At 72.6% G+C, this 23628-nt stretch carries 23 protein-coding genes and 2 tRNA genes; 16 read left to right on the top strand and 9 right to left on the bottom strand.

All coding sequences use genetic code 11. From position 1 onward, the window contains the following. Nucleotides 1–89 precede the first annotated feature (89 nt). The 4 genes from AB3X52_RS02725 (at nucleotide 90) to AB3X52_RS02710 (ending at nucleotide 5355) form a co-directional block, all read left to right on the top strand. A complete protein-coding gene (locus AB3X52_RS02725; protein ID WP_367991239.1) occupies nucleotides 90–1661 on the top strand; it encodes a serine/threonine protein kinase in 1572 nt (523 codons plus the stop codon). 189 nt (nucleotides 1662–1850) lie between these two features. Next, nucleotides 1851–3434, top strand: a complete 1584-nt coding sequence (gene cimA, locus AB3X52_RS02720) for a citramalate synthase (protein WP_367991238.1) — start codon at nucleotides 1851–1853, stop codon at nucleotides 3432–3434. A 63-nt stretch (nucleotides 3435–3497) separates the two neighbouring features. Continuing rightward, a complete protein-coding gene (locus AB3X52_RS02715; protein WP_367991237.1) occupies nucleotides 3498–3896 on the top strand; it encodes a hypothetical protein in 399 nt (132 codons plus the stop codon). A gap of 49 nt (nucleotides 3897–3945) precedes the next feature. Continuing rightward, nucleotides 3946–5355, top strand: a complete 1410-nt coding sequence (locus AB3X52_RS02710; protein WP_367991236.1) for an amidase — start codon at nucleotides 3946–3948, stop codon at nucleotides 5353–5355. A 149-nt stretch (nucleotides 5356–5504) separates the two neighbouring features. Here the strand turns inward: AB3X52_RS02710 and AB3X52_RS02705 are convergent, their stop codons facing one another. From AB3X52_RS02705 to AB3X52_RS02695, 3 genes are read right to left on the bottom strand one after another with little or no spacing between them, the layout of a single operon-like run. Continuing rightward, the gene (locus tag AB3X52_RS02705; RefSeq protein WP_367991235.1) at nucleotides 5505–6110 is read right to left on the bottom strand and encodes an energy-coupling factor transporter transmembrane component T family protein; all 606 of its coding nucleotides are present in this window, start codon (nucleotides 6108–6110) and stop codon (nucleotides 5505–5507) included. Further along, nucleotides 6107–6850, bottom strand: a complete 744-nt coding sequence (locus AB3X52_RS02700; RefSeq protein ID WP_367991234.1) for an energy-coupling factor ABC transporter ATP-binding protein — start codon at nucleotides 6848–6850, stop codon at nucleotides 6107–6109. Before AB3X52_RS02700 ends, AB3X52_RS02705 begins: the two co-directional genes overlap by 4 nt. Before the next feature lie 3 nt (nucleotides 6851–6853). Beyond that, the gene (locus AB3X52_RS02695) at nucleotides 6854–7453 is read right to left on the bottom strand and encodes a biotin transporter BioY (RefSeq protein ID WP_367991233.1); all 600 of its coding nucleotides are present in this window, start codon (nucleotides 7451–7453) and stop codon (nucleotides 6854–6856) included. A gap of 85 nt (nucleotides 7454–7538) precedes the next feature. Between AB3X52_RS02695 and AB3X52_RS02690 the strand changes: the two genes are divergently transcribed. Next, the gene (locus AB3X52_RS02690; RefSeq protein WP_367991232.1) at nucleotides 7539–8096 is read left to right on the top strand and encodes a TetR/AcrR family transcriptional regulator C-terminal domain-containing protein; all 558 of its coding nucleotides are present in this window, start codon (nucleotides 7539–7541) and stop codon (nucleotides 8094–8096) included. Nucleotides 8097–8098: 2 nt separating this feature from the next. Here AB3X52_RS02690 and bioD read toward each other — a convergent pair whose 3' ends face one another. From bioD to AB3X52_RS02675, 3 genes are read right to left on the bottom strand one after another with little or no spacing between them, the layout of a single operon-like run. After that, a complete protein-coding gene (bioD, locus tag AB3X52_RS02685; protein ID WP_367991231.1) occupies nucleotides 8099–8752 on the bottom strand; it encodes a dethiobiotin synthase in 654 nt (217 codons plus the stop codon). Next, nucleotides 8749–9885, bottom strand: a complete 1137-nt coding sequence (locus tag AB3X52_RS02680) for an 8-amino-7-oxononanoate synthase (RefSeq protein WP_367991230.1) — start codon at nucleotides 9883–9885, stop codon at nucleotides 8749–8751. Before AB3X52_RS02680 ends, bioD begins: the two co-directional genes overlap by 4 nt. Continuing rightward, a complete protein-coding gene (locus AB3X52_RS02675; protein WP_367991229.1) occupies nucleotides 9882–11189 on the bottom strand; it encodes an adenosylmethionine--8-amino-7-oxononanoate transaminase in 1308 nt (435 codons plus the stop codon). Before AB3X52_RS02675 ends, AB3X52_RS02680 begins: the two co-directional genes overlap by 4 nt. 73 nt (nucleotides 11190–11262) lie before the next feature. Here AB3X52_RS02675 and bioB point away from each other — a divergent pair, with 73 nt between their 5' ends. Together bioB and bsaP are read left to right on the top strand one after the other, a co-directional pair. Beyond that, a complete protein-coding gene (gene bioB / locus AB3X52_RS02670; protein WP_367991228.1) occupies nucleotides 11263–12258 on the top strand; it encodes a biotin synthase BioB in 996 nt (331 codons plus the stop codon). A gap of 11 nt (nucleotides 12259–12269) precedes the next feature. Beyond that, the gene (gene bsaP / locus AB3X52_RS02665) at nucleotides 12270–12464 is read left to right on the top strand and encodes a biotin synthase auxiliary protein BsaP (protein WP_367991227.1); all 195 of its coding nucleotides are present in this window, start codon (nucleotides 12270–12272) and stop codon (nucleotides 12462–12464) included. 84 nt (nucleotides 12465–12548) lie between these two features. On the opposite strand, the gene AB3X52_RS02660 is transcribed toward bsaP, so the two are convergent. Further along, the gene (locus tag AB3X52_RS02660) at nucleotides 12549–13436 is read right to left on the bottom strand and encodes a 3-methyladenine DNA glycosylase (RefSeq protein WP_367991226.1); all 888 of its coding nucleotides are present in this window, start codon (nucleotides 13434–13436) and stop codon (nucleotides 12549–12551) included. A 32-nt stretch (nucleotides 13437–13468) separates the two neighbouring features. Between AB3X52_RS02660 and AB3X52_RS02655 the strand changes: the two genes are divergently transcribed. The 5 genes from AB3X52_RS02655 to AB3X52_RS02635 all read left to right on the top strand — a co-directional run bounded on the left by AB3X52_RS02655 (nucleotide 13469) and on the right by AB3X52_RS02635 (nucleotide 17102). Continuing rightward, the gene (locus tag AB3X52_RS02655; RefSeq protein ID WP_367991225.1) at nucleotides 13469–14299 is read left to right on the top strand and encodes a fumarylacetoacetate hydrolase family protein; all 831 of its coding nucleotides are present in this window, start codon (nucleotides 13469–13471) and stop codon (nucleotides 14297–14299) included. Nucleotides 14300–14331: 32 nt separating this feature from the next. Continuing rightward, nucleotides 14332–15801, top strand: coding sequence for a glutamate--tRNA ligase (gltX, locus tag AB3X52_RS02650; protein ID WP_367991280.1), 1470 nt, complete (start codon nucleotides 14332–14334; stop codon nucleotides 15799–15801). An 8-nt stretch (nucleotides 15802–15809) separates the two neighbouring features. Further along, nucleotides 15810–16775, top strand: a complete 966-nt coding sequence (locus AB3X52_RS02645) for a CPBP family intramembrane glutamic endopeptidase (RefSeq protein WP_367991224.1) — start codon at nucleotides 15810–15812, stop codon at nucleotides 16773–16775. Nucleotides 16776–16830: 55 nt separating this feature from the next. Next, nucleotides 16831–16902 (top strand) — tRNA-Gln (locus tag AB3X52_RS02640). A 124-nt stretch (nucleotides 16903–17026) separates the two neighbouring features. After that, nucleotides 17027–17102, top strand: a tRNA-Glu gene (locus AB3X52_RS02635). A gap of 144 nt (nucleotides 17103–17246) precedes the next feature. Here the strand turns inward: AB3X52_RS02635 and AB3X52_RS02630 are convergent. Continuing rightward, nucleotides 17247–18365 (bottom strand): LCP family protein, encoded by a 1119-nt coding sequence (locus AB3X52_RS02630; protein ID WP_367991223.1) that lies wholly within the window; start codon nucleotides 18363–18365, stop codon nucleotides 17247–17249. A gap of 147 nt (nucleotides 18366–18512) precedes the next feature. Here AB3X52_RS02630 and AB3X52_RS02625 point away from each other — a divergent pair, with 147 nt between their 5' ends. Both AB3X52_RS02625 and AB3X52_RS02620 read left to right on the top strand, forming a co-directional pair. Further along, a complete protein-coding gene (locus AB3X52_RS02625; protein WP_367991222.1) occupies nucleotides 18513–20057 on the top strand; it encodes an Ada metal-binding domain-containing protein in 1545 nt (514 codons plus the stop codon). After that, the gene (locus tag AB3X52_RS02620) at nucleotides 20057–20536 is read left to right on the top strand and encodes a methylated-DNA--[protein]-cysteine S-methyltransferase (RefSeq protein WP_367991221.1); all 480 of its coding nucleotides are present in this window, start codon (nucleotides 20057–20059) and stop codon (nucleotides 20534–20536) included. The genes AB3X52_RS02625 and AB3X52_RS02620 overlap by 1 nt, the downstream gene beginning before the upstream one ends. Nucleotides 20537–20627: 91 nt before the next feature. On the opposite strand, the gene AB3X52_RS02615 is transcribed toward AB3X52_RS02620, so the two are convergent. Then, the gene (locus AB3X52_RS02615; protein ID WP_367991220.1) at nucleotides 20628–21350 is read right to left on the bottom strand and encodes an IclR family transcriptional regulator; all 723 of its coding nucleotides are present in this window, start codon (nucleotides 21348–21350) and stop codon (nucleotides 20628–20630) included. Between the two features lie 103 nt (nucleotides 21351–21453). Here AB3X52_RS02615 and leuC point away from each other — a divergent pair, with 103 nt between their 5' ends. Both leuC and leuD read left to right on the top strand, forming a co-directional pair. Beyond that, nucleotides 21454–22872 carry a 3-isopropylmalate dehydratase large subunit gene (gene leuC / locus AB3X52_RS02610; protein ID WP_367991219.1) on the top strand — a complete coding sequence of 473 codons (1419 nt, stop codon included), beginning with the start codon at nucleotides 21454–21456 and terminating at the stop codon, nucleotides 22870–22872. Between the two features lie 14 nt (nucleotides 22873–22886). Further along, a complete protein-coding gene (gene leuD, locus AB3X52_RS02605) occupies nucleotides 22887–23492 on the top strand; it encodes a 3-isopropylmalate dehydratase small subunit (protein ID WP_367991218.1) in 606 nt (201 codons plus the stop codon). Nucleotides 23493–23628: the final 136 nt, after the last annotated feature.

The raw sequence follows: 23628 nt of genomic DNA, 5'->3' as shown, positions 1-23628 counted from the left end.
GCGCGCTGGCGGCGCCGCCTGGCCATCACACGCACCGGACGACGCTCGTGTTGCGCGCTCGTCGTGCGGTGGGCAGGTAACCTCGCAGCGTGACGACAGCGCCGCGCCGGAAGGTCAACGAGGGTCCTCGGATCGTCGGCGACTACACCCTCCAGGCGCCGCTGGGTGAGGGCGGGATGGGCGTGGTCCACCTGGCCCGCAACGAGCGGACGGGGGAGCGAGTCGCGCTCAAGATCCTGCGTCCGCAGATCGTCGGCGACGAGGAGGGCCGTGCGCGGCTCGCCCGCGAGGTGTCCTCGCTCGAGCGCGTCCGCAGCCGGTGGATCGCGGAGATCGTCGACGCGGACCCGTGGGGCCCGGTCCCCTACGTCGCGACCCGCTACGTCCCCGGCCTCTCGCTCCACGACGAGGTCGCCGAGGAGGGCCCGATCACGGGCGCCGATCTGACCTGGTTCGCGCGCTGCCTGGCGGAGGGCGTCGCGGCCTGCCACGCGGCGGGCGTCCTGCACCGCGACGTCAAGCCGTCCAACGTGATCATGGAGGGGCGCACGCCGATCCTCATCGACTTCGGCCTGGCGCGGGTGGCGGACGACCCCAAGATCACCCACACCGGCTGGCTGCTCGGCACGCCGGGGTATCTTCCGCCGGAGATCCTCCACGGCGAGCCGGCGACGCCCGCGACCGACGTGCACAGCTGGGCCGCCACCGTCGCGTACGCCGCCACCGGCCGGGCCCCCTTCGGCACGGGCCCCTCGATGGCGATCATGGACCGGGCCCGCCGCGGGCAGTTCGACCTCGCCGGTGTCCCCGATGAGCTGCGCGGGGTCCTCGCCGCGGCGCTCGACCCGGAGCCGGCGCGTCGGCCCACCCTCGAGGCCCTCCTCGGCTGGCTCCGGGATCCGGCCGCGTTGCCGCCGGTCGCGTCGACAGCGCCGCGGGGGAGCCGCGAGGCGCCTCCCGCCACGCTGCCGCTCTCGTTCTTCCACGACGACCCCGGCGACGGTCTCGCCGACGGCGCCACGCTCGTGGACGAGGACGTCGAGGAGACGACGGCCCCGGAGTGGACCCCGCCACCGGTGCCGGTGAAGCCGGGCTTCGCCACGCTCACGCGCCGCTTCGTCCTGTGGCTCGGCGCCGGCCTCGTCGCCGGCGCCGGGCTGGCGGCGTACCCCTGGATCACGCTCGCCGTGATGCTGGTCCTCGTCTGGCTGCTCCGCACCGGCTCGCTGGCGGCCTCGACGGTGTCGTCGCGGCGCGAGCTCCGCGGCGCGAAGTGGTACGACGGCCCGCGGCTCGTCCTGGGGGCGCCCTGGGACCTGGTCCGCTCGGTGCCGAGCACGCTGGTGCTCTGGCTGTGGTCGGTCGGGATCGCCGTGGCGGCGGTGCTCGTCTGCTACGCCGTCGCCGCGCCGCTCGCCTCGACGCTGTTCGTCGGCGGCGCCGTGCTCGGGGCGATGCTGTGGCTGGGCCCCGGCGGCGAGCGGGTCCGCGGTCCGTTGGCCCGGGTCGTGCACCCGTTGGCCGGCGGCCTGCGCCGCTGGGTGGTCGCCGTCCTGGTCCTGCTCGCGGTCGGTGCGGGCTGCCTGTGGTCGCTCTCGTCCGGCGGCCCCGACTGGGCGCCCGGCACGGGCGAGCCCGCGATCGCCTCGCTGCTTCACTGACCGCGGGCCCGGATCGTGAGACCTCCCGCCCACCACGCGGGACGCCGTGGCATCATGGCGCCATGATCACCGGCACGATCATCATTCGCTAGCGCGCTGAGCCTTCCAGCACAGCGCGCCACCTCTCGTGACCCGAGAGGTTTTTTTATGCCCCGACCCCGACGTACCGACGAGACGAAGAAGAGATCCATGGACCTGCAGGGCGCGTTCCACGTCTACGACACCACGCTGCGCGACGGCGCGCAGCAGGAGGGGCTCAACCTCACGGTGGCCGACAAGCTGGCGATCGCGCGCCAGCTCGACGGGCTGGGCGTCGGGTTCATCGAGGGCGGCTGGCCGGGGGCGAACCCGAAGGACACCGAGTTCTTCCGGCGCGCGCAGTCCGAGCTCGACCTCGAGCACGCGCGGCTCGCGGCCTTCGGCTCGACCCGCCGCGCCGGCGTACGCGCGGCGGACGACCCGCTCGTCGCCGCGCTCCGCGACTCCGGGGCCTCCGTCGTCACCCTGGTCGCCAAGAGCCACGACCGGCACGTCGAGCTCGCTCTGCGGACCACGCTCGAGGAGAACCTCGCGATGATCCGCGACACGGTCTCCCACCTGAGCGCCGAGGGGCAGCAGGTCTTCCTCGACGCGGAGCACTTCTTCGACGGCTACCGCGCCAACCGTGACTACGCGCTCGAGGTCCTCCGGACGGCGTACGACGCCGGCGCCGAGGTCATCGCGCTGTGCGACACCAACGGCGGCATGCTGCCCGGCTGGGTCGCCGACGTCGTCCACGACGTCGTGGACACCACCGGGGTCCGGGTGGGGATCCACTGCCACAACGACACCGGCTGCGCGATCGCCAACACGCTCGCCGCGGTCGACGCCGGCGCGACCCACGTGCAGGGCTGCATCAACGGCTACGGCGAGCGCACCGGCAACGCCGACCTCGTCGCGGTGGTCGCCAACCTGGAGCTGAAGCTCGGCCGCGAGGTCCTCCCGAAGGGGCTGCTCCAGGAGGCCACCCGCACCGCGCACGCCGTCGCCGAGGTGACCAACGTCCCGCCTGCCTCCCGCCAGCCGTACGTCGGCGCCAGCGCCTTCACCCACAAGGCGGGCCTCCACGCCAGCGCGATCAAGGTCGACCCCGACCTCTACCAGCACCTCGACCCGGTGACGGTCGGCAACGACATGCGGCTGCTCGTCTCCGACATGGCCGGTCGCGCCTCGATCGAGCTCAAGGGCAAGGAGCTCGGCTACGACCTCTCGGGGGACCGCGAGCTGGTCACCCGGGTCACCGAGCGGGTCAAGGAGCTCGAGGGCCGCGGCTACACCTTCGAGGCGGCCGACGCCTCCTTCGAGCTGCTGCTGATGGAGGAGGTCGAGGGGACGCGGCCGTCCTACTTCGACGTCGAGACCTGGCGGGTCATCACCGAGAATCGGCCGGGCGACGAGCCCGCGACCGAGGCGACCGTGAAGCTGCGTGCCGGCGGGACGCGCTACGTCGTCACCGGCGAGGGCAACGGGCCGGTCAACGCGCTCGACCAGGCGCTGCGGACGGCGATCACGCAGGCCTACCCGGTGGTCGCGCAGTTCGAGCTCATCGACTACAAGGTCCGCCTCTTCGACCAGGGCCACGGCACCGACGCCAAGACGCGGGTCCTCATCGAGACCAGTGACGGCGAGGGCTCCTGGGTCACCGTCGGGGTCGGCCCCAACGTCATCGACGCCTCGTGGGAGGCGCTCGTCGACGGGCTGACCTTCGGTCTGCGGCGGCATCTCGGCGACTGAGCGCTTTTCCACAGCCGGACCGGCGGCCGGTTTCGGGCGGCCGGCGCAGGGCATGCGTACGGCGTGACCCAGCCGCTGCCGCCGTACGCCCCACTCAGGAAACCGCCCGCCCGTGAGGGCGGGCTGGTCGCCGACCTCGTGGTCGGCTGGCTGCTCTTCGCGATGGCGGCCGTGCTGGGGGTGGTCGCCTCGTTCGTCGGGGCGTTCTCGATGATGATGACGGACGCGTGCCCCTCGCCCGCCGACGCGCGGTCCGCTCCGTGCGACGACGAGCGCGTGATGGCCGGGATCACGCTGGCCAGCACGGCGCACTGGCTCTTCCTCGTCGTCGCGTTCGGCGTGATGATGTGGCTCTCCTTCCGCCCGCGGCCGATCTTCTGGATCCCGCTGGTGGCGCTCCTCCTCGGCGCCGGGACCTTCGCCGGCGGCGAGATGCTGGCCTACTCCGGCATTCCGCACTGACCGACGGACGGGGGTGCCCAAGCCGCCCGCGCGAGGCTAGGTTCGGACCATGGCTGAGCTGCACGACCTGACCGCCCTCGAGCAGGGCGAGCTGCTGCACCGCTGCGAGATCTCGCCCGGCGAGCTCGCCGAGCACTACCTCAACCGGATCGACAAGCTCGACGACGTCGGGGCGTTCGTGACCCTCGCGCAGGAGCGGATCTCGAGCTGCGCCCGCGAGCTCTCGATCAAGCCGGTTGGCGCCTCGCCGCTGTGGGGCGTGCCGACGGCGATCAAGGACCTCAATCACACCTTGGGCGTGCGCACGACGTTCGGATCGAGGGCCTTCGAGGACTACGTCCCCGACGTCTCCGACAACGTCACGCTCTCGATCGAGGCGGCGGGCATGATCTCGCTCGGGAAGACCAACACCCCCGAGTTCGGCAGCCCCTGCTACACCGAGCCCGACGTCGCCCCGCCGGCGGTCACGCCGTGGGACCGCACGCGCACCGCCGGCGGCTCGTCGGGTGGCGCGGCGGCGGCCGTCGCGGCCGGGCTCGTGCCGGTCGCGCAGGGCTCCGACGGCGGCGGCTCTATCCGGATCCCCGCCTCCTGTTGCGGGCTGGTCGGCCTCAAGCCGACGCGGGGCCGGATCTCGCCGGCCCCGATGTACGGCGACCCGGTGGGCCTCGCCACCTCCGGCCCGCTCGCGCGGACCGTGCGGGACGCGGCCGCGTTCCTCGACGTCCTGGCCGGGCGTCGTACGGGTGACCCGTTCTGGGCGCCGGCGCCGATGGGGGAGTCCTTCCTCGACGCCTGCGACCGCGAGCCGGGCCGACTGCGGATCGCGCGGTTCGTCGAGCCGGTGATCGCCGACGTGCCGGTCGACCCGGAGTGCGTGCGGGCCTGGGAGGACGCGTCTGGGCTGCTCGAGTCGCTGGGCCACGAGATCGTCGACGTCCCGGTCCCGCTGCCGCCGGAGGCGGTGCCGGTCTTCGAGACCTGCTGGGCCGTGCTCACCGCGCTGTCGGTCACGCCGCTGCCGCCCGAGAGGCGGGAGCTGCTGCGCCCGCTGACCCTCTGGCTCACCGAGCAGGGCGAGGCGGTCTCCGCGCCGGAGTTCGGACTGGCGATCGGCGCCATGCGACGGTTCGCCGCTGCGGCCCTCGCCGCGCTGGCGCCGTACGACGCCGTCCTGACGCCCACCCTCGCCAGCCCGCCGCCGAAGGTCGGTGCGATCCGGAACGACGCCGACCCGGCGGCCGACTTCGCCGCCCAGAAGGCGTTCACGCCCTGGACCTCGGCGTGGAACGTCACCGGCATGCCGGCCGTCTCGCTCCCGCTCCACACGACGCCGGAGGGCCTGCCCGTCGGAGTCATGCTGGCCGCGCGGCCCGCGGAGGAGGAGCTGCTGCTCTCGCTCGCCGCGCAGGTCGAGGCGGCCGCCCCCTGGGCCGACCGGCGGCCGCCGGGCTGGTGAGCCGTCGGGCGGCGGGTTCGCGGGTTTGCCAAACTGTCACCGTGACAGTTGGCGGCGGGAGTGACATTTGTGAAGTGTCACCCGACTCGCAAGATGTCACGGTGACACTTTGGCCCCACCCGTTGATGTGAGTGAGTGGGGCGGCGGACTCAGTCGCCGATTCCGCGCGCCTTGAGCGCGTCGCCGGTCTCGTGGGCACGCGCGACCACCCGGATCACGAACGGCGTGAGGTAGGCGCGCGGCGAGCGCTCCAGCCCGCGGGCCCGGGCGGCGTTGCGAGTCTCGAGGGCGAGGGCGAGGGTGCCGGGCAGCGACTGCACGGCGAGGCCGATCGTCAGGGCGACCCGTTCGGGGTCGACGCCGACGCGACGCAGCGGCGTGATCCAGCCGATCACCGCGTCGAGCGTGTCGGTGATCGCCGTGGTGACGGTGAGGGTGAGCGCCAGCAGCGCCAACGAGACCAGGTCGAGCAGGGACTCCACCGCCCGGTCGAGGGAGAAGAGCCACCACTGGAGCAGGGCGACGACCACCGCGAGGACCAGGACGGTGCGCAGCGCGCGGGCCACGACCCGCAGGTCGAGCCGGCCGACGAGCGCGAGCACCATCGCGACGGCGAGGAACGCGACGGCCGACAGCGGGCCGCGTACGACGACGATCGCCACGCTCAGCGCGGCGAGCCCGAGCAGCTTCACACCCACCGGGAGCCGGTGGAGCGGGGTCGTCCCGGGGCGGTAGAGGCCGACGGTCATGCTCATGCCGGGCTCGTCCGTCCAGGCGTCGTGGACGTGGCCGGGTCCGCAGGGTCCACCGACGCCACGTAGTCGGCGACGGCCTCCTCGGCGGGGCCGTCGAAGCGGACGGCGCCGTCCTCGACGACCAGGACCCGGTCGCAGCGGCGGACCAGGTCGAGGTCGTGGCTGACCAGCACCAGCTGCTGCGGCAGCGAGAGGAGGAGGTCGCCGATCATCCGGGTGTTGCGCAGGTCGAGCAGCGTCGTCGGCTCGTCGCAGACGAGAACCTCCGGCTCGGTCGCCAGCACGCCCGCCAGCGCCAGGAGCTGACGCTGGCCACCGGAGAGGGCGTGGACGCTCACGTCCGCACGCTCGGCCAGCCCGAAGCGCGCCAGCGTCTCGAGGGCGAGCTGCCGCCGGCGTACCCGGTCCTTGACCGTACGCCGCAGGGAGAGCTCGACGTCCTCGACGCAGGTCGGCATCACCAGCTGGGCGGCCGGGTCGGTGAAGCAGAACCCGACCTTGCGGCGTACGGCGGCACCGTGGCGGACCACGTCGAGGCCGTCCACCGACACCCGACCCGCCGTCGGCTCGACGAGCCCGTTGACCAGCCGGGCGAGGGTCGACTTCCCGGAACCGTTGCCGCCGATGACCCCGATCCGCTGCTCGGTCAGCGTCAGGGTGGTGGGGGAGAGGATCGTCCGGGAGGCGCCGTCCGCGTCCTCGATCCGGACCTCCGCGCCCTCGAGCCTGATCTCCGCCACGTCTCAGCCGCGCCGCAGGAGCCGCGGGAACGCCCGGTGCACCTCCGCGGCGACGAGCGCCGCGACCGCGGCCTTGATGGCGTCGCCGAGCCAGTACGGCGCATCGAAGGATGCCGCCTTCGCCAGGTCGACGTGGAGCACGGCACTCATGCCGACGATGCCGCCGGCGTGGTTGACGAGGACGCCCAGCGCGCAGGCGAGGAAGACGTAGAGGGCGGAGGTGCGCCGCCGGCCGACGACGAACCGCACGACGAGCCCGACCACGAGGGCGACGAGCGGGAACGTCCACAGGTAGCCCGCCGTCGCGCCGGTGAAGACGCCCGGGCCGGCGCTGTGCTCCGCGAAGACGGGCAGCCCCGCGAGGCCGAGGACGAGGTAGACCACGACCGCGAGGAGGCCGCGGACGGGGCCGAGCAGCGCCCCGGCGAGCAGGATGCCGAAGGTCTGCAGCGTGATCGGGACGCCGGCGCCGCCGACGGGGATCGCGGCGACGTAGGAGCACACGCTGATGAGCGCCGCGAACGCCGCGACCAGGGCGAGGTCGGTGGTGGTGAGCAGGCGGCGAGCCGGCGCGGAGGTGGGGGTGGTGAGCGTCTCGGACATGGGCGCCTTTCTGGGCTGAACGGCGTTCAGGTTAAGGTGGCCCGCGAGCGTGGTCAAACGCGGTCCGACCGACGAGAGGGGCACGATGCGCTACCGCCGTGAGGACGTCGTCCAACGCGCGATCGACGTGCTCGACCGCTATGGCCTGGCGGACCTGTCGATGCGCCGGCTCGGCCAGGAGCTCGGCGTCCAACCGAGCGCGCTCTACCACCACTTCGCGAACAAGCAGATGCTGCTCGCGGCGCTCTCCGACGAGATCCTGCGGCGCGGCGCGCGCCCTGTCGCCGCGGTCGCGTGGGACGAGCGGCTCACCCGGGTGTGCACGGCGCTGCGGGACGCGATGCTGGCCTACCGCGACGGCGCCGAGCTGGTCGGCACGGTCATGGCGTTCGGCCTCGGCACCGTCCAGCCGTACGACGACCTCGCGACCGCTCTGGCCGACAGCGGTCTCCCCGGCGACCTGGTCCCGACGGCGGCGCGGACGCTGCTCCACTTCGTGCTCGGGCACACCCTCGATGAGCAGACCCACCTCCAGGCGGGAAGCGCGGGCGCGATCGGCGACGAGCCGCGGGCGGGCTCCGACTTCGCGGCCGGGCTCGGCATCGTCGTCGACGGGATCAGGGCGAGCGCCGTCGTCGGCTGACGTCAGCCGAACCAGCCGTCAACCTCGGCGGTGAAGCGCTCGCGGTCGAGCGCTCCGGCACCCTCGGGGATGCGCGCCAGCAGCGGCGCTGCGGTGTGGTGGGGCAGGTCGCCGAGGTTGCACCGGGACGCCAGGTCGGGCTCGGCGGGCCACGACCCGATGACGAGCCCGGCGACGTCGACACCGCGCTCACGCAGGGCACGGACGGTCAGCTCGCTGTGGTTGAGCGTGCCAAGTCCCGCGGCGCACACCACGACGGCGTCCGCGCCCGTCTGGGCGGCGAGGTCGAGCAGGGTGCCGCCGTCGTCGTCCAGGCGCACCAGCAGCCCGCCGGCACCCTCGACGAGGACGAGGTCGTGGAACGCGTCGAGGACCCGGATCCGGTCGGCGTACTCCGTCACCGGCGGCAGCGTCACGCCTTGCACGCGGGCGGCGGCGTCGGGGGCGAGCGGGTGGTCGAGGCCGGTGTACTCCTGCACCGCGCAGCCGGTGAGCCGGTGGATCTCCGCGGCGTCGGAGTCGCCGTCGGCGATCCCGGTCTGCACGGGCTTCACCACGACGACCTGCTGGCCCCGCGCCACGGCCCGCGCGGCCAGTGCCGCCGTCGCCACGGTCTTGCCGACGCCGGTCGACGTGCCGGTCACGACCCGGATCATGCGTACTCCTTCGTGACGCGCAGCAGCACCTCGGTGGCGTGCGCCCAGTCGTCGTCGCGGACGCCCGCGGAGGCGGTGACCCGCAGGCGGGAGACGCCGTCGGGCACGGACGGGGGTCGGAAGCAGCCGACCCGGACACCCGCGTCGAGCGCGGCTGCCGCGGCGGCCAGTGCCGCCTGCGGGGAGCGCATCGGCACGGACAGCACCGCCCCGGCGGGCGGCGCCACGCCCAGCAGCCCGGCCAGCCCGTCGACCCGGCGCCGGACCACCATCGGCAGCTCCGGGGAGCGGTCGAGGACCTCGAGCGCGGCCAGGGCCGCGGCCGCGGATGCCGGCGCCAGGCCGGTGTCGAAGATGAACGGCCGGGCCGTGTTGACCAGGTGGTGCACGAGCGCGTGCGGGCCGAGGACCGCCCCGCCCTGGCTGCCGAGGGCCTTGGACAGGGTCGCCGTCACGACGACGTGCGGGGCGCCGGCGAGACCGCGCTCCGCGACCAGGCCCGGACCGTGGACGCCGAGGCCGTGCGCCTCGTCGACGACCAGCCAGGCGTCGTACTCCTGACAGGCCGCGGCGAGCGCGGCGAGCGGCGCCTCGTCGCCGAGGACGGAGTAGACCGACTCGGCGAGCACGAGCGTACGGCGCCCGCCGGCGGCCGCCAGCGCCGTACGGACCGCGGTGACGTCGTTGTGGGGGACGACGGTGACCCGGGCGCGCGCCAGCCGGACGGCGTCGATCAGCGAGGCATGGACGTGGGCGTCGGAGATGATCTCGGTGTCCCGGTCGGCGAGCGCGCCGACGACGGCGAGGTTGGCGTGGTAGCCGGTGGAGAAGACCAGCGCGGCCGGTTGCCCCATCACCGTGGTCAGGCGCTGCTCGAGCCGGCTGTGCAGGAGGAGCGTGCCGCTGACGAGCCGCGACGCCCCCGCGCCGCCACCCCACTCGTGCGCGGCCTCGGCCGCCGCCGCCCGCACCTCCGGATGACGCGCGAGCCCCAGGTAGTCGTTGCCGGCCAGGTCGATCACGGACTCGTCGGCGGCACGCGGCCGCAGCGTGCGGGTCAGGCCGGCAGCGGCGCGCGCGTCCGCCTGGGTCGCGAGCCAGGACTCCCAACGGCCCGGAGCGGGGTAGGTCATGCCACCTCCACGGCGCGGCCGATCGCCCGGGTGATCGCCGCGACGTCGTCGTCGCCGCAGGCGTACGGCGGCATCGTGTAGACCAGGTCGCGGAACGGCCGCAGCCACACGCCCTCCTCGAGGGCGGCGTCGGTCGCCTTCGCCACGTCCACCGGATGGTCGAGCTGGACGACGCCCACCGCGCCCAGGGTGCGGACGTCGGCGACGCCCGGCCGCTCGCGCAGGGGCTCGAGGCCGGCGCGCAGCCCGGCGTTGATCCTGGCCACGTCGGCCCGCCAGTCGCGCGCCTCGAGCAGGTCCAGGCTGGCGAGCGCGACCGCGCAGGCCAGCGGGTTGCCCATGAACGTCGGGCCGTGCATGAGCACGCCCGACTCGCTCGCCGCGATGCCCTCGGCCACGTCGGGGGTGGTGAGCACGGCGGCCAGCGTCAGGTAGCCGCCGGTGAGGGCCTTGCCGAGGCAGAGGATGTCGGGCGTGACCCGGGCCGTGCCACCGGAGACGAACAGCTCGCCGGTGCGGCCGAAGCCGGTGGCGATCTCGTCGAAGACCAGCACCAGGCCGTGCTCGTCGGCGACCTCCCGCAGGACCTGCAGGCAGCGGGCGTCGTACGCGTGCATGCCGCCGGCGCCCTGCAGGAGCGGCTCGACGATGATCCCGGCGAGCTCGTGGGCATGGCTGGCGGCGACGGTGCGAACGCCGTCGGCCCAGGTCTCGACCATCGCGGCGTCGGCGCCCTGCGCCGGCGGGCGCTCGGCGAAGACCTGGCGGGGCAGCGTGCCGGTGAACATCGTGTGCATCCCGCCGACCGGGTCGCAGGTGCTCATGCAGCCGAGCGTGTCGCCGTGGTAGCCGCCGAGGACCGTCAGCAGCCGGGTGCGCTCGGGCCGCCCCTGCCCGCGCTGGTGCTGCAGCACCATCTTGAGCGCGACCTCGACGGCCACCGACCCGGAGTCGGCGAGGAACGCGTGCTGCAGCGGCGCGGGCGTCATCGCGACCAGGCGCTCGACCAGCCGGACCGCCGGCGCGTGCGTGAGACCGCCGAACATCACGTGGGCCATGTCCCGCGTCTGCGCGGCCAGCGCGGCGTCGAGCTCGGGCACGCGGTAGCCGTGGATCGCGGCCCACCATGAGGACATCGCGTCGATCACCTCGGTGGAGGGCTCGTCGGGCGATTCCAGCCTCAGGCGTACGCCGGCGGCGCCGGTCACCAGCCGGACGGGCGCGGGCAGGGTCGGGGAGGTGTAGGGGTGCCAGACGTGCGCGCGGTCGTAGGCCAGCAGGTCGGCCGGGGTGTCGAGACTCATCGGACGAGGACCCTAGACCATTTCCTGAACACCGTTCTGAACATCGTTCAGGAAATGGTCTAGGGTCGCCGCCGTGAGCGACATCATCGAGCGAGCCCGAGTCACGGTCCTGGCAGGCGGCGAAGGCCTGCCCTACGAGGAGCTGGTGGAGGTGCTGCGGCTGCCCGACGAGCGGGTGCCGGAGCTGCTGGCGCTGGCGCACGAGGTCCGCATGGCCCACTGCGGACCCGAGGTCGAGGTCGAGGGGATCATCTCCCTCAAGACCGGCGGCTGCCCGGAGGACTGCCACTTCTGCTCCCAGTCCGGCCAGTTCACCTCACCGGTCCGGTCGGTCTGGCTCGACATCCCACAGCTCGTCAAGGCGGCCGAGGAGACGGCCGCGACCGGCGCGACCGAGTTCTGCATCGTCGCCGCCGTACGCGGGCCCGACGAGCGCCTCATGTCGCAGGTGCGCGACGGGGTCAAGGCGATCCAGGAGGCGGTCGACATCAACGTCGCCTGCAGCCTCGGCATGCTCACCCAGGCGCAGGTCGACGAGCTCGCGGCGATCGGCGTCCACCGCTACAACCACAACCTCGAGGCGGCGCGGTCCTACTTCACCGACGTGGTCACCACCCACACCTGGGAGGAGCGGTGGGAGACCTGCGAGATGGTCCGCGCGGCCGGCATGGAGCTGTGCTGCGGCGGGCTCGTCGGCATGGGCGAGACGCTCGAGCAGCGCGCCGAGCTCGCCGCCCAGCTCGCCGAGCTGGACCCGCACGAGGTCCCGCTCAACTTCCTCAACCCGCGCCCCGGCACCCCCTTCGGCGACCTGCCGGTCATGGACGCCCAGGACGCGCTGCGCACCATCGCCGCCTTCCGGCTCGCGATGCCTCGCACGATCCTGCGCTACGCCGGTGGCCGCGAGCTCACGCTCGGCGATCTCGGCACCCGTGACGGCCTGCTCGGCGGGGTCAACGCGGTCATCGTCGGCAACTACCTCACCACCCTCGGACGCGACCCCAGCGAGGACCTCGACCTGCTCACCGAGCTCACGATGCCGATCCGCGAGCTCGCCCGGAGCCTGTAGTGGCGGGCGCGGTGAGCCCGGAGAGGGGCCTGGACGCCACCTACTGCGGTCATTGCGGCGAGCCCGGCGTCCACCCGGCCTGCGAGGCGAGGAGGGCGCTCGAGCCGCCGCGCTATTGCGCCCGCTGCCGTCGGCGGATGAAGGTCCAGGTCACGCCCCGCGGCTGGTCGGCCGAGTGCGTCGAGCACGGCGTCGTCCGGGGCTGACGCGGCGGTCACCTCGACGGGCATAGCTGCGCACGGGCCCACGGATCCGCGCCCGAGCGCGGCGTGTCGCGGCGACTCGGACGCCTATGCCGGTCGGGGTGACCGCGCCGGGGCGAGCAGCCGCTCGCACTCCGCGATGAGCCGCTGCCGCAGCGGGGCGGCGCGCTCGGCGAACCGGCGCTGCGCCTCGGCGTACTCCCGCTTCCCCTCGGGCGTCTCGACCCGGACGGGGGAGAAGGCTCCGTCGTCGAGGTCGCCGAGGTCGTAGGGCGCCGCGCGCATGTCGAGCGTGCGGATGTCCCACGCCAGCGCGAAGCAGTCGGCCACGAGGTCGGAGGGGACCATGGGAGTCAGCCGGAACGCGTGCTTGTAGAGGTCCATGTTGGCGTGCAGGCAGCCGGGCTGCTCGAAGTCGGGGCGGTCGTCCGAGCGCGGCGTGAGCGCGTTGAGCGGTGCCGCGGCCGGGGTGAAGAAGCGGTAGGCGTCGAAGTGGGAGCACGCGATCCGGTGCGACTCGACGACCCGGTCGGTGCCCTCGGGCCCGAGCCGCAGCGGCCAGTCGGCGTGCCGCACCTGCTCCGGCGTGAGCCGGTAGACCATGGCCCACTCGTGCATGCCGAAGCAGCCGAGGTGGGCCGACCTCCCGGCGGTCGCGCGCAGGAGCCGGAGCAGCGTCTCGAGCAGGACGCGCTGGGAGGCGACGTACGCCTCGGTGACCGCGACGCCTCGCTCGAGCCGCGCGTACCCTTTGAGCGAGGCGTACTCCGCCGCGTCCTCGAGCAGCACCCCGAAGCCGGGGTGCCAGCGCCGCAGCTGGGCGGGCCGCTGCGCGTAGTAGGTGAAGAGGAAGTCGTGCACCGGATGCTTGACGCGGGCCTCGCGACGGGCCAGATGAGGAGCGACGTAGGCGTCGATGCGGGCCGCGTGTGACGCGGCGCGCGCCTGCCAGTCCTCGCGCGAGAACACCTCCACGACCCGGAAGCCTAGGTCGATAGGCTCGCAGGGTGCGCATCGCGAGATTCACCACAGGCGGGGATCCACAGTTCGGCATCGTGACGGGCGAGCTCGACGAGTACGGCCAGCCGGAGGAGGGCGCGAGTGTCGTCGCGCTCGCCGGGGACCCGCTCTACGCCGGCATCAACCCGCTCGAGGAGGTCCACAAGCTCGACGACGTGCGCCTGCTGGCGCCGGTGCTGCCGCGCAGCAAGGTGGTCGCCGTGGCGCGCAACTATGCGAAGCACGCGGCAGAGCTCGGCAACGAGGTCCCCACCGAGCCGCTCTTCTTCCTCAAGCCCAACACCAGCGTCATCGGCCCGAACGACACCATCCAGCGGCCGGCGGCCAGCGAGGACCTCCACTACGAGGGCGAGCTGGCGGTGGTGATCGGGCGGATCTGCCGCGACGTCCCCGCGACCGCGGAGGCCGTGGCGCAGGTCGTCTACGGCGTGACGGTCGCCAATGACGTCACGGCGCGCGACGTCCAGCGCCGCACCGGCCACTTCTCGCAGGCGAAGGGCTATGACACGTTCTGCCCGCTCGGTCCGTGGATCACGCTGCTCGGCGACGAGGGCGACGTCGACCTGGCGCGGTTGGCCGACGGCGTACGCCTCCAGACGTTCCTCAACGGCGACGTGGTGCAGGACGGCTCGACTGCGAACCTCGTCTTCGACATCCCCACGCTGGTGCACGCCGTGTCCAGCGTCATGACGCTGCTGCCCGGCGACGTCATCCTCACCGGCACCCCCGAAGGTGTCGGTCCCATGGAGCCCGGCGACGAGATCGAGGTCTACGTCGAGGGCATCGGCTCTCTCACGAACAAGGTGGCATCCCGGTGAACAGCGCAACCACGTCCGCAGTCAGGGTCCGGATGGCTCCCAGCCCGACCGGGAGCCCCCACGTCGGCCTCGTCCGCACCGCCCTCTTCAACTGGGCCTTCGCACGCCACGCGGCGCTGAACGGCGGTCAGGCGACCTTCGTGTTCCGCATCGAGGACACCGACAAGGAGCGCAACACCGAGGAGTCCTACCGCGGGATCCTCGACCTGATGCGCTGGCTCGGGCTCGACTGGGACGAGGGCGTCGAGGTCGGCGGCCCGTACGGCCCCTACAAGCAGTCCGAGCGCGGCGACCTCTACCGCGAGGCGCTGGAGAAGCTCCGTGCGACGTCGCACGTCTACGACTGCTACTGCACCAACGAGGAGGTCACGGCGCGCCGCCAGGCGAGCGGCTCCAAGCTGATAGGGTACGACGGCTTCTGCCGTGACCTCAGCGCGGAGCAGGTCGCGGCGTTCGAGGCGGAGGGGCGCCGGCCGGTCCCGCGCTTCCGGATGCCGGACGGCTCGATCACCTGGACCGACCTGGTCCGCGGGGAGATCACGTTCGAGACCGAGTTCGTGCCCGACTACGCGTTGGCCCGGGCCAACGGCGACCCGCTCTACACGCTCACGGCGCCGGTGGACGATGCGACGATGCGGATCACCCACGTCCTGCGTGGCGAGGACCTGCTCTCCTCGACGCCGCGCCAGCTGGCACTCTTCGACGCGCTGATCGAGATCGGCCTCGCCGAGTCGACGCCGGCGTACGGTCACCTGCCCTATGTCATGGGGCAGGGCAACAAGAAGCTGTCCAAGCGCGACCCGGAGGCACACGCCCTGGCCTACCGCGAGGACGGCTTCCTGCCTGAGGGACTGCTCAACTACCTCGCGCTGCTGGGCTGGTCGATCGCGGCCGACCGCGACATCTTCTCGCTGGAGGAGATGGTGACGGCCTTCGACATCCGCGACGTCAACCCCAACCCCGCGCGCTTCGACCTGAAGAAGGCCGAGGCGATCAACGCCCAGCACATGCACCGGCTGTCGGTCGAGGAGATCACCCATCGGGTGATCCCGTTCCTCAAGCGCGACGGCGTGCTCTCCGACCCGGTCTGCGACAGCGACGCCCAGCTGCTCGAGGCGGCGATGCCGCTCGTGGCGGAGCGGATCAACAAGCTGACCGAGGCCTCGGGGATGCTCGGGTTCCTCTTCGTCTCCGACGACGAGTTCGCCCTCGACGAGACCGACGCGGCGAAGCTCCTCGATGACAAGGGCAAGGAGATCGTCCGGGCGGCGTACGACGCCGTGGCCGGTCTCTCCACCTGGTCGACCGCGGCGATCCAGGAGGCGCTCTCGGCCAGGCTCACCGGCAACGAGGAGGGTGAGCTGGGGCTCAAGCCACGGGTCGCCTACGGCCCGGTGCGGGTCGCGGTGACCGGGAAGCGGGTCAGCCCGCCGCTGTTCGAGTCGATGGAGCTGCTCGGGCGGGACCGCACGCTCGCCCGTCTCCAGGCAGTGTTGGGCTAGGCGTCCGGGTGGAGCCGCCGGAGGGGCTGACCTACCCCGAGCTGCAGCGCGGGGCGCGGACCGGCCTCGTGCGGGCGCTGCTCGGCGTCGTGGGGGCGTTCGCGGCCGCGTTCGCGATCGCCCCCGTCCTGGTCCAGGGACTCTTCCTCGCCGGCCTGGTCCTGAGCGGGTCCTCAGCCGCCGACGCCGCCGACGAGCTCGCGGACACCGCACACGCGACGCCGGTGACGCTGGCGTGCCTCAACGTCACGCTCGCCTGCGCCATCCCGATCGCGATCCTGGCGACCCTCCTCGTCCACGGCCGGCGGCCGGGGTGGATCCTGTCCGTCGTGGCGCGGATCAGGTGGCGCTGGCTGCTGGCCTGTCTCGGGCTGTCGGCGGTGACGCTCGTGGTGACGGTCATCGTGAGCTCGGTGCTGCCGGTGACCCAGACCGACAGCACGGGTGACCTGAGCGGCACGGTGAACGACCTCACGGCGACCACGGTCGGCTTCATGGTCGTCATCCTCCTGCTGACGCCGCTCCAGGCGGCGGGGGAGGAGTTCCTCTTCCGTGGCTATCTCACCCAGGCGGTGGGCGGCCTGTTCCGGGCGCGGTGGGTCGCGGTCGTCGTACCCGCCCTCGTCTTCGCGCTGTTCCACGGCATCGGTCAGGACGTCCCGATCTTCTTCGACCGGTTCGCGTTCGGTCTGGTCGCCGGCGTCCTCGTCATCGCCACCGGGGGCCTCGAGGCGGGGATCGCGATGCACGTGCTCAACAACTTCGTGGCGTTCGGCGCGGCGCTGGCCTACAGCAGCATCGGCGATGCGCTCACGACCAGCTCGGGGAGCTGGTGGAACATCCCGGTCACGCTCACACAATCGCTCGTCTACCTCGCCTTGGCGACGTGGTGCGCACGGCGCCGCGGGCTCCAGACCCGGACGGCCGCGCTGGCCGGACGGGGCGATTTCGCCTCTCCGGTGAGGCCCCTGTAATGTTCTCACTCGGTTCCAGAGCGCAAGCGAAAGAGCCGATCGACGCTTAAGTCGATGGGGTATGGTGTAATTGGCAACACGGCTGATTCTGGTTCAGTTGTTCTAGGTTCGAGTCCTAGTACCCCAGCTGATCGGCGGGCGAGGGAGACCAAGCCCCCGATTAGGACGAAGCCCGCGGATCCGCTAAGGTTTCATCCCGCTGAACGAAGTCCGAAGGGCACGATCCCGAGGGCCGAGGGAAGCACCAGTGAGCCCCCGTTGTGTAGCGGCCTAGCACGCCGCCCTCTCACGGCGGTAGCGCCGGTTCGAATCCGGTCGGGGGTACCACTACCAGAAGGCCCGCCGCGCTCCGCGCGGCGGGCCTTCTGGCATTTCTCCGGTCGCGGCGGATTTCGCCGTGGTGCCGGTGGTGCCGGTGGTGCCGGTGGTGCCGGTGGTGCCGGCGGCGGCCAGGCCGCCGGCACGACGGGGTCAGGCGCAGATGCCGACGGCGTTCGCCTGGCTCTTGGCGGCCTTGCCGGCATGCTTCTTCGGGCCCTTCGCGGTGAGCGAGCCCTTGGCGTACGGCCCCAACGGGCGGTCCTCCCGGATGCGCGTCATGAGGCCCTTGTACGACGGGCTGAGGCCGACGTACGGATAGCCGGCCTCGCCCGGCGAGAAGAGGTGGTTCGGCACGGTGATGAAGCGGATGTGGCCCAGGTCCGTGCCCTTGAGCTCCTCGGCCAGGTCGACGAGGTCGGAGGCCTTGGCGAGCTCCGGGTTGGTCTCGATGGACTTCGTCAGGGCGTTGGCGAACCGGTAGAGCCGGTCCGGGCGCGCGAGCGTGCCGGCGGAGACGACCTTCTTCACCATCGCGGCGATGAAGGTCTGCTGGCGCTTGGTGCGGTCGACGTCCGTGCCGGAGCCGACGTGTCGCAGCCGGACGTAGCTGAGCGCCTGGGCGCCGTTGAGGTGGACCGACGAGCCGGCGTCGAAGTGGACGTGGAGGTATTTCGGGTCGTCGAGCGGCTTCGGGATGCAGACGTCCACCCCGCCGATCGCATTGACCATGTCCTTGAAACCGCCGAAGTTGATGGCGAGATAGCCGTCGATGTAGACGCCGAAGGTGTGCTCCACCTGCGCGGCCGTGCAGTCGGCGCCGCCGGCCTTGTAGGCCTCGTTCCACTGCAGTTGCTCAGTGCCGGCGGCCCGGGGAGCGTTGCGGGTGCAGGCGACCGGGTCCACCAGGGTGTCGCGCGGGATGGAGATGCCGACGGCGGACTGACGGTCGGCGGACACGTGCAGGATGATCGTGGTGTCCGAGAGCCCGCCACCGGCCTCCTGGTCGACGCCGCATCCGGTGCAGTCGCGGGTGTCCGTGCCGAGGAGCAGGAGGTTGAGCGGCTGCTTCGGCGCGTCGACCTTCTTCTTCGAGACCTGGTGGTCGATCTCCGCGCCGGTGCGGATGTTGCCGTCCAGGTGGCGGTAGAGGAAGAACACACTGAGCCCGGTCACCAGGGCGAGCACGACGAGCGTCGCGGTGATCGTCGCGAGGACGGTGCGCTTGTGGCGCGGCGCGAGCTGCCCGGGGGTGTCAGAGGCGGGGGGCATGGCGTGATCCTTCCAGCATCGGCTGAGAGTGCGATGAATCTCACCGCTCTCCGGTTGCCGGTGTCGCGGCGGCTCCGGCCGCCGGCGCGATGACGCCATGTCCGATTCCCGCGAGAGACTGTCGGTGGCGGGAGGGAGGATGAGGACATGACCACGACGAACGGCACCGCCACGCCAGGGCTGGGGTTCGGGCTCGACCGCGAGTCGTGCTACCGCGCGGTCAAGTCGCGCGACCGCCGCTTCGACGGCGTCTTCTACACCGCCGTCCGGACGACCGGCATCTACTGCCGGCCGTCGTGCCCGGCGCGCACGCCGGCGTACGCCAACGTGACCTTCCACCGGACGGCGGCCTCCGCCCAGGCGGCCGGCTTCCGCGCCTGCAAGCGCTGTCAGCCGGACGCGACACCCGGCAGCCCCGACTGGGACCTGGCGGCCACGGCGGCAGGACGGGCGATGCGCCTGATCGCCGACGGCGTCGTCGACCGTGAGGGTGTGGACGGGCTGGCCGCGCGGTTGGGCTACTCGCCGCGTCATCTCACCCGGATCCTCACCGCCGAGCTCGGCGCCGGCCCGTTGGCGCTCGCCCGTGCGCGGCGCGCACAGACCGCGCGCACGCTCGTCGAGACCACCGACCTCGGCTTCGCCGACATCGCCTTCGCAGCGGGCTTCGCAAGCGTCCGGCAGTTCAACGACACCGTGCGGGAGGTCTACGCCGCGACGCCGACGCAGCTCCGCGGGCGTCGTCGCTCCCGGGATACGCCGGGGGGCACCGCGCCCGTCGGGACGGTCAGCCTGCGACTGGCCGTGCGGACCCCGTTCGCCGGTCGCGCGCTGCTCGGCTTCCTGCGCGACCACGCGGTCCCCGGCGTCGAGACCGCGGGCGAGGGGTGGTTCGCGCGCACGCTCGACCTGCCTCACGGTCCCGGCAGCGTCCGGCTCGAGCTCGACGACCTTGCGGCGACGGGGGAGACCGGCTTCGTCCGGGCGACGTTCCGGCTCGCCGACCTGCGGGACACCGGCGCGGCCGTCGAGCGCGCTCGCCGGCTCGTCGACGCCGACTGCGACCCATGCGCGGTGGGGGAGGCCTTCGCCGGCGACCCGATCCTCGGACCGCTCGTGCGCCGCTGGCCCGGGCTGCGGGTCCCGGGCAGCGTCGACGGGCCCGAGCTGGCGGTCCGCACGGTCGTCGGCCAGCAGGTCAGCGTCGCCGGGGCGCGGACCGTCCTCGGTCGGATCGTCGCCGCGCACGGCACGCCGGTCGACACGGGCGTCGACGGCCTCACCCATCTGTTCCCCTCGCCCGCCGCCCTGGCCGCGATCGAGCCGGGGGTGCTGCCGATGCCGCGCGCCCGCGGCCGCACGATCGCGACCCTCGCGTCCGCCGTCACCGCGGGTGACCTCTGCCTCGACCGCGGCACCGACCGCGCCGGCGTACGCGCGGCGATGCTGGCACTGCCCGGCATCGGGCCGTGGACCGCCGACTACGTCGCGCTCCGCGCGCTCGGCCATCCCGACGTGTTCCTGCCGACCGACGTCGGCATCATCCGCGCGCTCCGTCGGCGTGGCGCCGCAGACGCCGACCCCGAGCGGTGGCGCCCGTGGCGCTCCTACGCGCTGCTCCATCTCTGGACCGCGCTGTCCCTGGCCCCTGACGACCCCGATGACTCGAACGACCCTGGGGAGATGCCCTGATGTGGACCATCACCGACTCACCGATCGGCCAGCTCCGGCTGGTCGAGGACCACGGCTCGATCACCGCGATCGAGTTCCATCCCTTCCGCGACCCCGACGCCCGCATCCTCGGTGACCGCGACGACGATCACCCCGTGCTGGTGGAGTGCGCGCGACAGCTGGCGGCGTACTTCGCCGGCGAGCGCACGGAGTTCGACCTACCCCTCGCTCCGGTCGGGACGCAGTTCCAGGAGCGGGTGTGGAAGGAGCTGCTGACGATCGGCTACGGCCGGACGGCGTCGTACGGCGAGATCGCCGGGCGGCTCGGCCTCACTGGCCATGGCGCGCGGGCGGTCGGTCTCGCCAACGGCCGCAACCCGATCCCTGTCGTCATCCCGTGCCACCGCGTCGTCGGCGCGAGCGGCGCGCTCACCGGCTATGCCGGTGGCCTCGAGCGCAAGCAGCTGCTGCTCGGCCTGGAGTCCGACTCCCTCTTCTGACCGGGTCGAGAGGTCACTGATTTCCGGACCATCGGCCGCGACCGAGCGACGTCTCGGGGAGAACCGGTGACCTCTCGGGGAGGACGGGTGACTACTCGGCGGCGGCGCGGCGCAGCGCCTCGGAGAGCCGCTCGGCTGCGGCGAGGACCGCGGGCGCGTGCATCTTGCCGGGCTGGCGGGTGAGCCGCTCGAGCGGGCCGGAGACGGACACGGCGGCGATGACCTTGCCGCCGGGGGAGCGGACGGGCGCGGAGACCGAGGCGACACCCGCCTCGCGCTCACCGACCGACTGGGCCCAGCCGCGGCGCCGGATGCCGGAGAGGGCGGCGGCGGAGTAGGCGGCGTTCTGGAGGCCGCGGTGCATCCGCTCGGGGTCCTCCCACGCGAGCAGCACCTGCGCCGCCGAGCCCGCGCGCATGGTGAGCTGGGAGCCGACCGGGATGGTGTCGCGCAGGCCGGAGGGACGCTCGGCGGCCGCGACGCAGACGCGGAAGTCGCCCTGGCGGCGCCACAGCTGCGCGGACTCGCCGGTGATGTCGCGCAGTCGCGCGAGGACCGGGCCGGCGGTCGCGAGGAGGCGGTCCTCGCCGGCGGCGGCGGAGAGCTCGGCGAGGCGCGGACCGAGCACGAAGCGGCCCTGCATGTCGCGGGCGACCAGGCGGTGGTGCTCGAGCGCGACCGCGAGACGATGAGCAGTCGGGCGGGCGAGGCCCGTGCCGGCGACGAGCCCGGCGAGGGTGGCCGGGCCGGATTCGAGTGCGGTGAGCACCAGGGCGGCCTTGTCCAGCACGCCCACTCCGCTTGAGGTGTCCATATGGCAAGATTAACGTCTCACAAACTGGGATGCAACGGCTAATGTGTGTGACGTACAACGAGACGTGCGGTCGGCGTTGACCGCGAGAGGGATGGAGAGCGTCATGGGCAGGACACTTTCGGAGAAGGTGTGGGACGAGCATGTCGTCCGGTCGACCCCTGGGGAGCCCGATCTCCTCTACATCGATCTTCACCTCCTTCACGAGGTGACCAGCCCGCAGGCCTTCGACGGCCTGCGGCTGGCGGGTCGCAAGGTCCGCCGCCCCGACCTGACGATCGCGACCGAGGATCACAACATCCCGACGCTCGACTGGGACAAGCCGATCGCGGACCCGGTGAGCCGCAAGCAGGTCGAGACGCTGCGTCACAACGCCGAGGAGTTCGGCGTACGCTTGCATCCGCTCGGTGACGTCGAGCAGGGCATCGTCCACGTCGTCGGCCCGCAGCTGGGTCTGACCCAGCCGGGCATGACCATCGTCTGCGGCGACTCCCACACGAGCACGCACGGCGCGTTCGGCGCCATCGCGTTCGGCATCGGTACGTCGGAGGTCGAGCATGTCCTCGCGACCCAGACGCTGCCGCAGGCCAAGCCGAAGACGATGGCCGTGACGGTCAACGGCTCGCTGCCCGAGGGCGTGAGCGCGAAGGACCTCATCCTCACGCTGATCTCCAAGACCGGCACCGGCGGTGGCCAGGGCTACATCGTGGAGTACCGCGGACAGGCCATCCGCGAGCTCTCGATGGAGGCTCGCATGACGATCTGCAACATGAGCATCGAGTGGGGTGCGAAGGCCGGTCTCATCGCGCCGGACGAGACCACTTATCGCTACATCGAGGGCCGCCCCGAGGCGCCGAAGGGCGCCGACTGGGACGCCGCCGTCGCCCACTGGAAGACGCTCGTCACCGACGAGGACGCCACCTTCGACCAGGAGATCGTCCTCGACGCCGAGGAGATCACCCCGTTCGTCACCTGGGGCACCAACCCGGGCCAGGGCGTCCCGCTCGGCGCCGCCGTCCCGAGCCCCGACGACTTCGACGACGCCGACGAGAAGATCGCGGCCGAGAAGGCGCTGGCCTACATGGGTCTCGAGGCCGGCACGCCGATGCGTGAGATCAAGGTCGACACCGTCTTCCTCGGCTCGTGCACCAACGGCCGGATCGAGGACCTGCGTGCGGCCGCCGCGATCATCAAGGGCCACAAGGTCGACCCGGACACCCGCTTCCTCGTCGTCCCCGGCTCCGCCCGGGTGCGCCTCCAGGCCGAGGACGAGGGGCTCGACGTCGTCTTCAAGGAGGCGGGCGCCGAGTGGCGCGGCGCCGGCTGCTCGATGTGTCTGGGGATGAACCCCGACACCCTCTCGCCGGGTGAGCGCAGCGCCTCGACCTCCAACCGCAACTTCGAGGGTCGCCAGGGCAAGGGTGGTCGCACCCACCTCGTCTCGCCGCTGGTGGCCGCCGCGACCGCCGTACGCGGCACCCTGTCGTCCCCCGCCGACCTCGAGCCCGCCGTGGCCGCGAACTGACTGGAGCAGCTGAGATGGACAAGTTCACGACCCACACCGGCGTCGGCGTGCCGCTGCGCCGCAGCAACGTCGACACCGACCAGATCATCCCCGCCGTCTACCTCAAGCGGGTCACCCGCACCGGCTTCGAGGACGGTCTCTTCGCCGCCTGGCGCAACGACCCGTCGTTCGTCCTCAACAACGAGGCGTACGCCGCCGGCTCGGTCCTCGTCGCCGGACCCGACTTCGGCACCGGCTCGTCGCGTGAGCACGCCGTGTGGGCACTGATGGACTACGGCTTCAAGGTCGTCATCAGCCCCCGCTTCGGCGACATCTTCCGCGGCAACTCCGGCAAGGCGGGTCTGCTCGCGGCGCAGGTCGACGAGAAGGTCGTCCAGAAGCTGTGGGACTACCTCGACGACAACCCGGGTGCCTCGGTGACGGTCGACCTCGAGTCGCGCACGGTCAGGGCCGGCGACGGCGCCGACGCGATCGAGGACTCCTTCGACATCGACGACTACACCCGCTGGCGCCTCCTCGAGGGCCTCGACGACATCAGCCTCACGCTGACCCACGCGGACGACATCACCTCCTACGAGGCCACCCGTCCGAGCTGGAAGCCGGCGACCATCCACGCCTGAGGCGCCCCTCCTGGTGACGAGTGGTCACTCGTGGCAGCCGGACCCGCGTCCGGGATGCCGCGAGTGACCACTCGCGTTCTCAGCGGGCGTCTCCGCTGGCGTACACCCCGTCAGGCGGAAGGCGCCGGCTCTCAGC

The organism is Nocardioides eburneus, assembly GCF_040838215.1.
Lineage (GTDB): Bacteria > Actinomycetota > Actinomycetes > Propionibacteriales > Nocardioidaceae > Nocardioides > Nocardioides eburneus.
The sequence above is the reverse complement of the archived record's forward strand: the minus strand, read 5'-3'. Positions and strand labels throughout refer to the sequence as shown.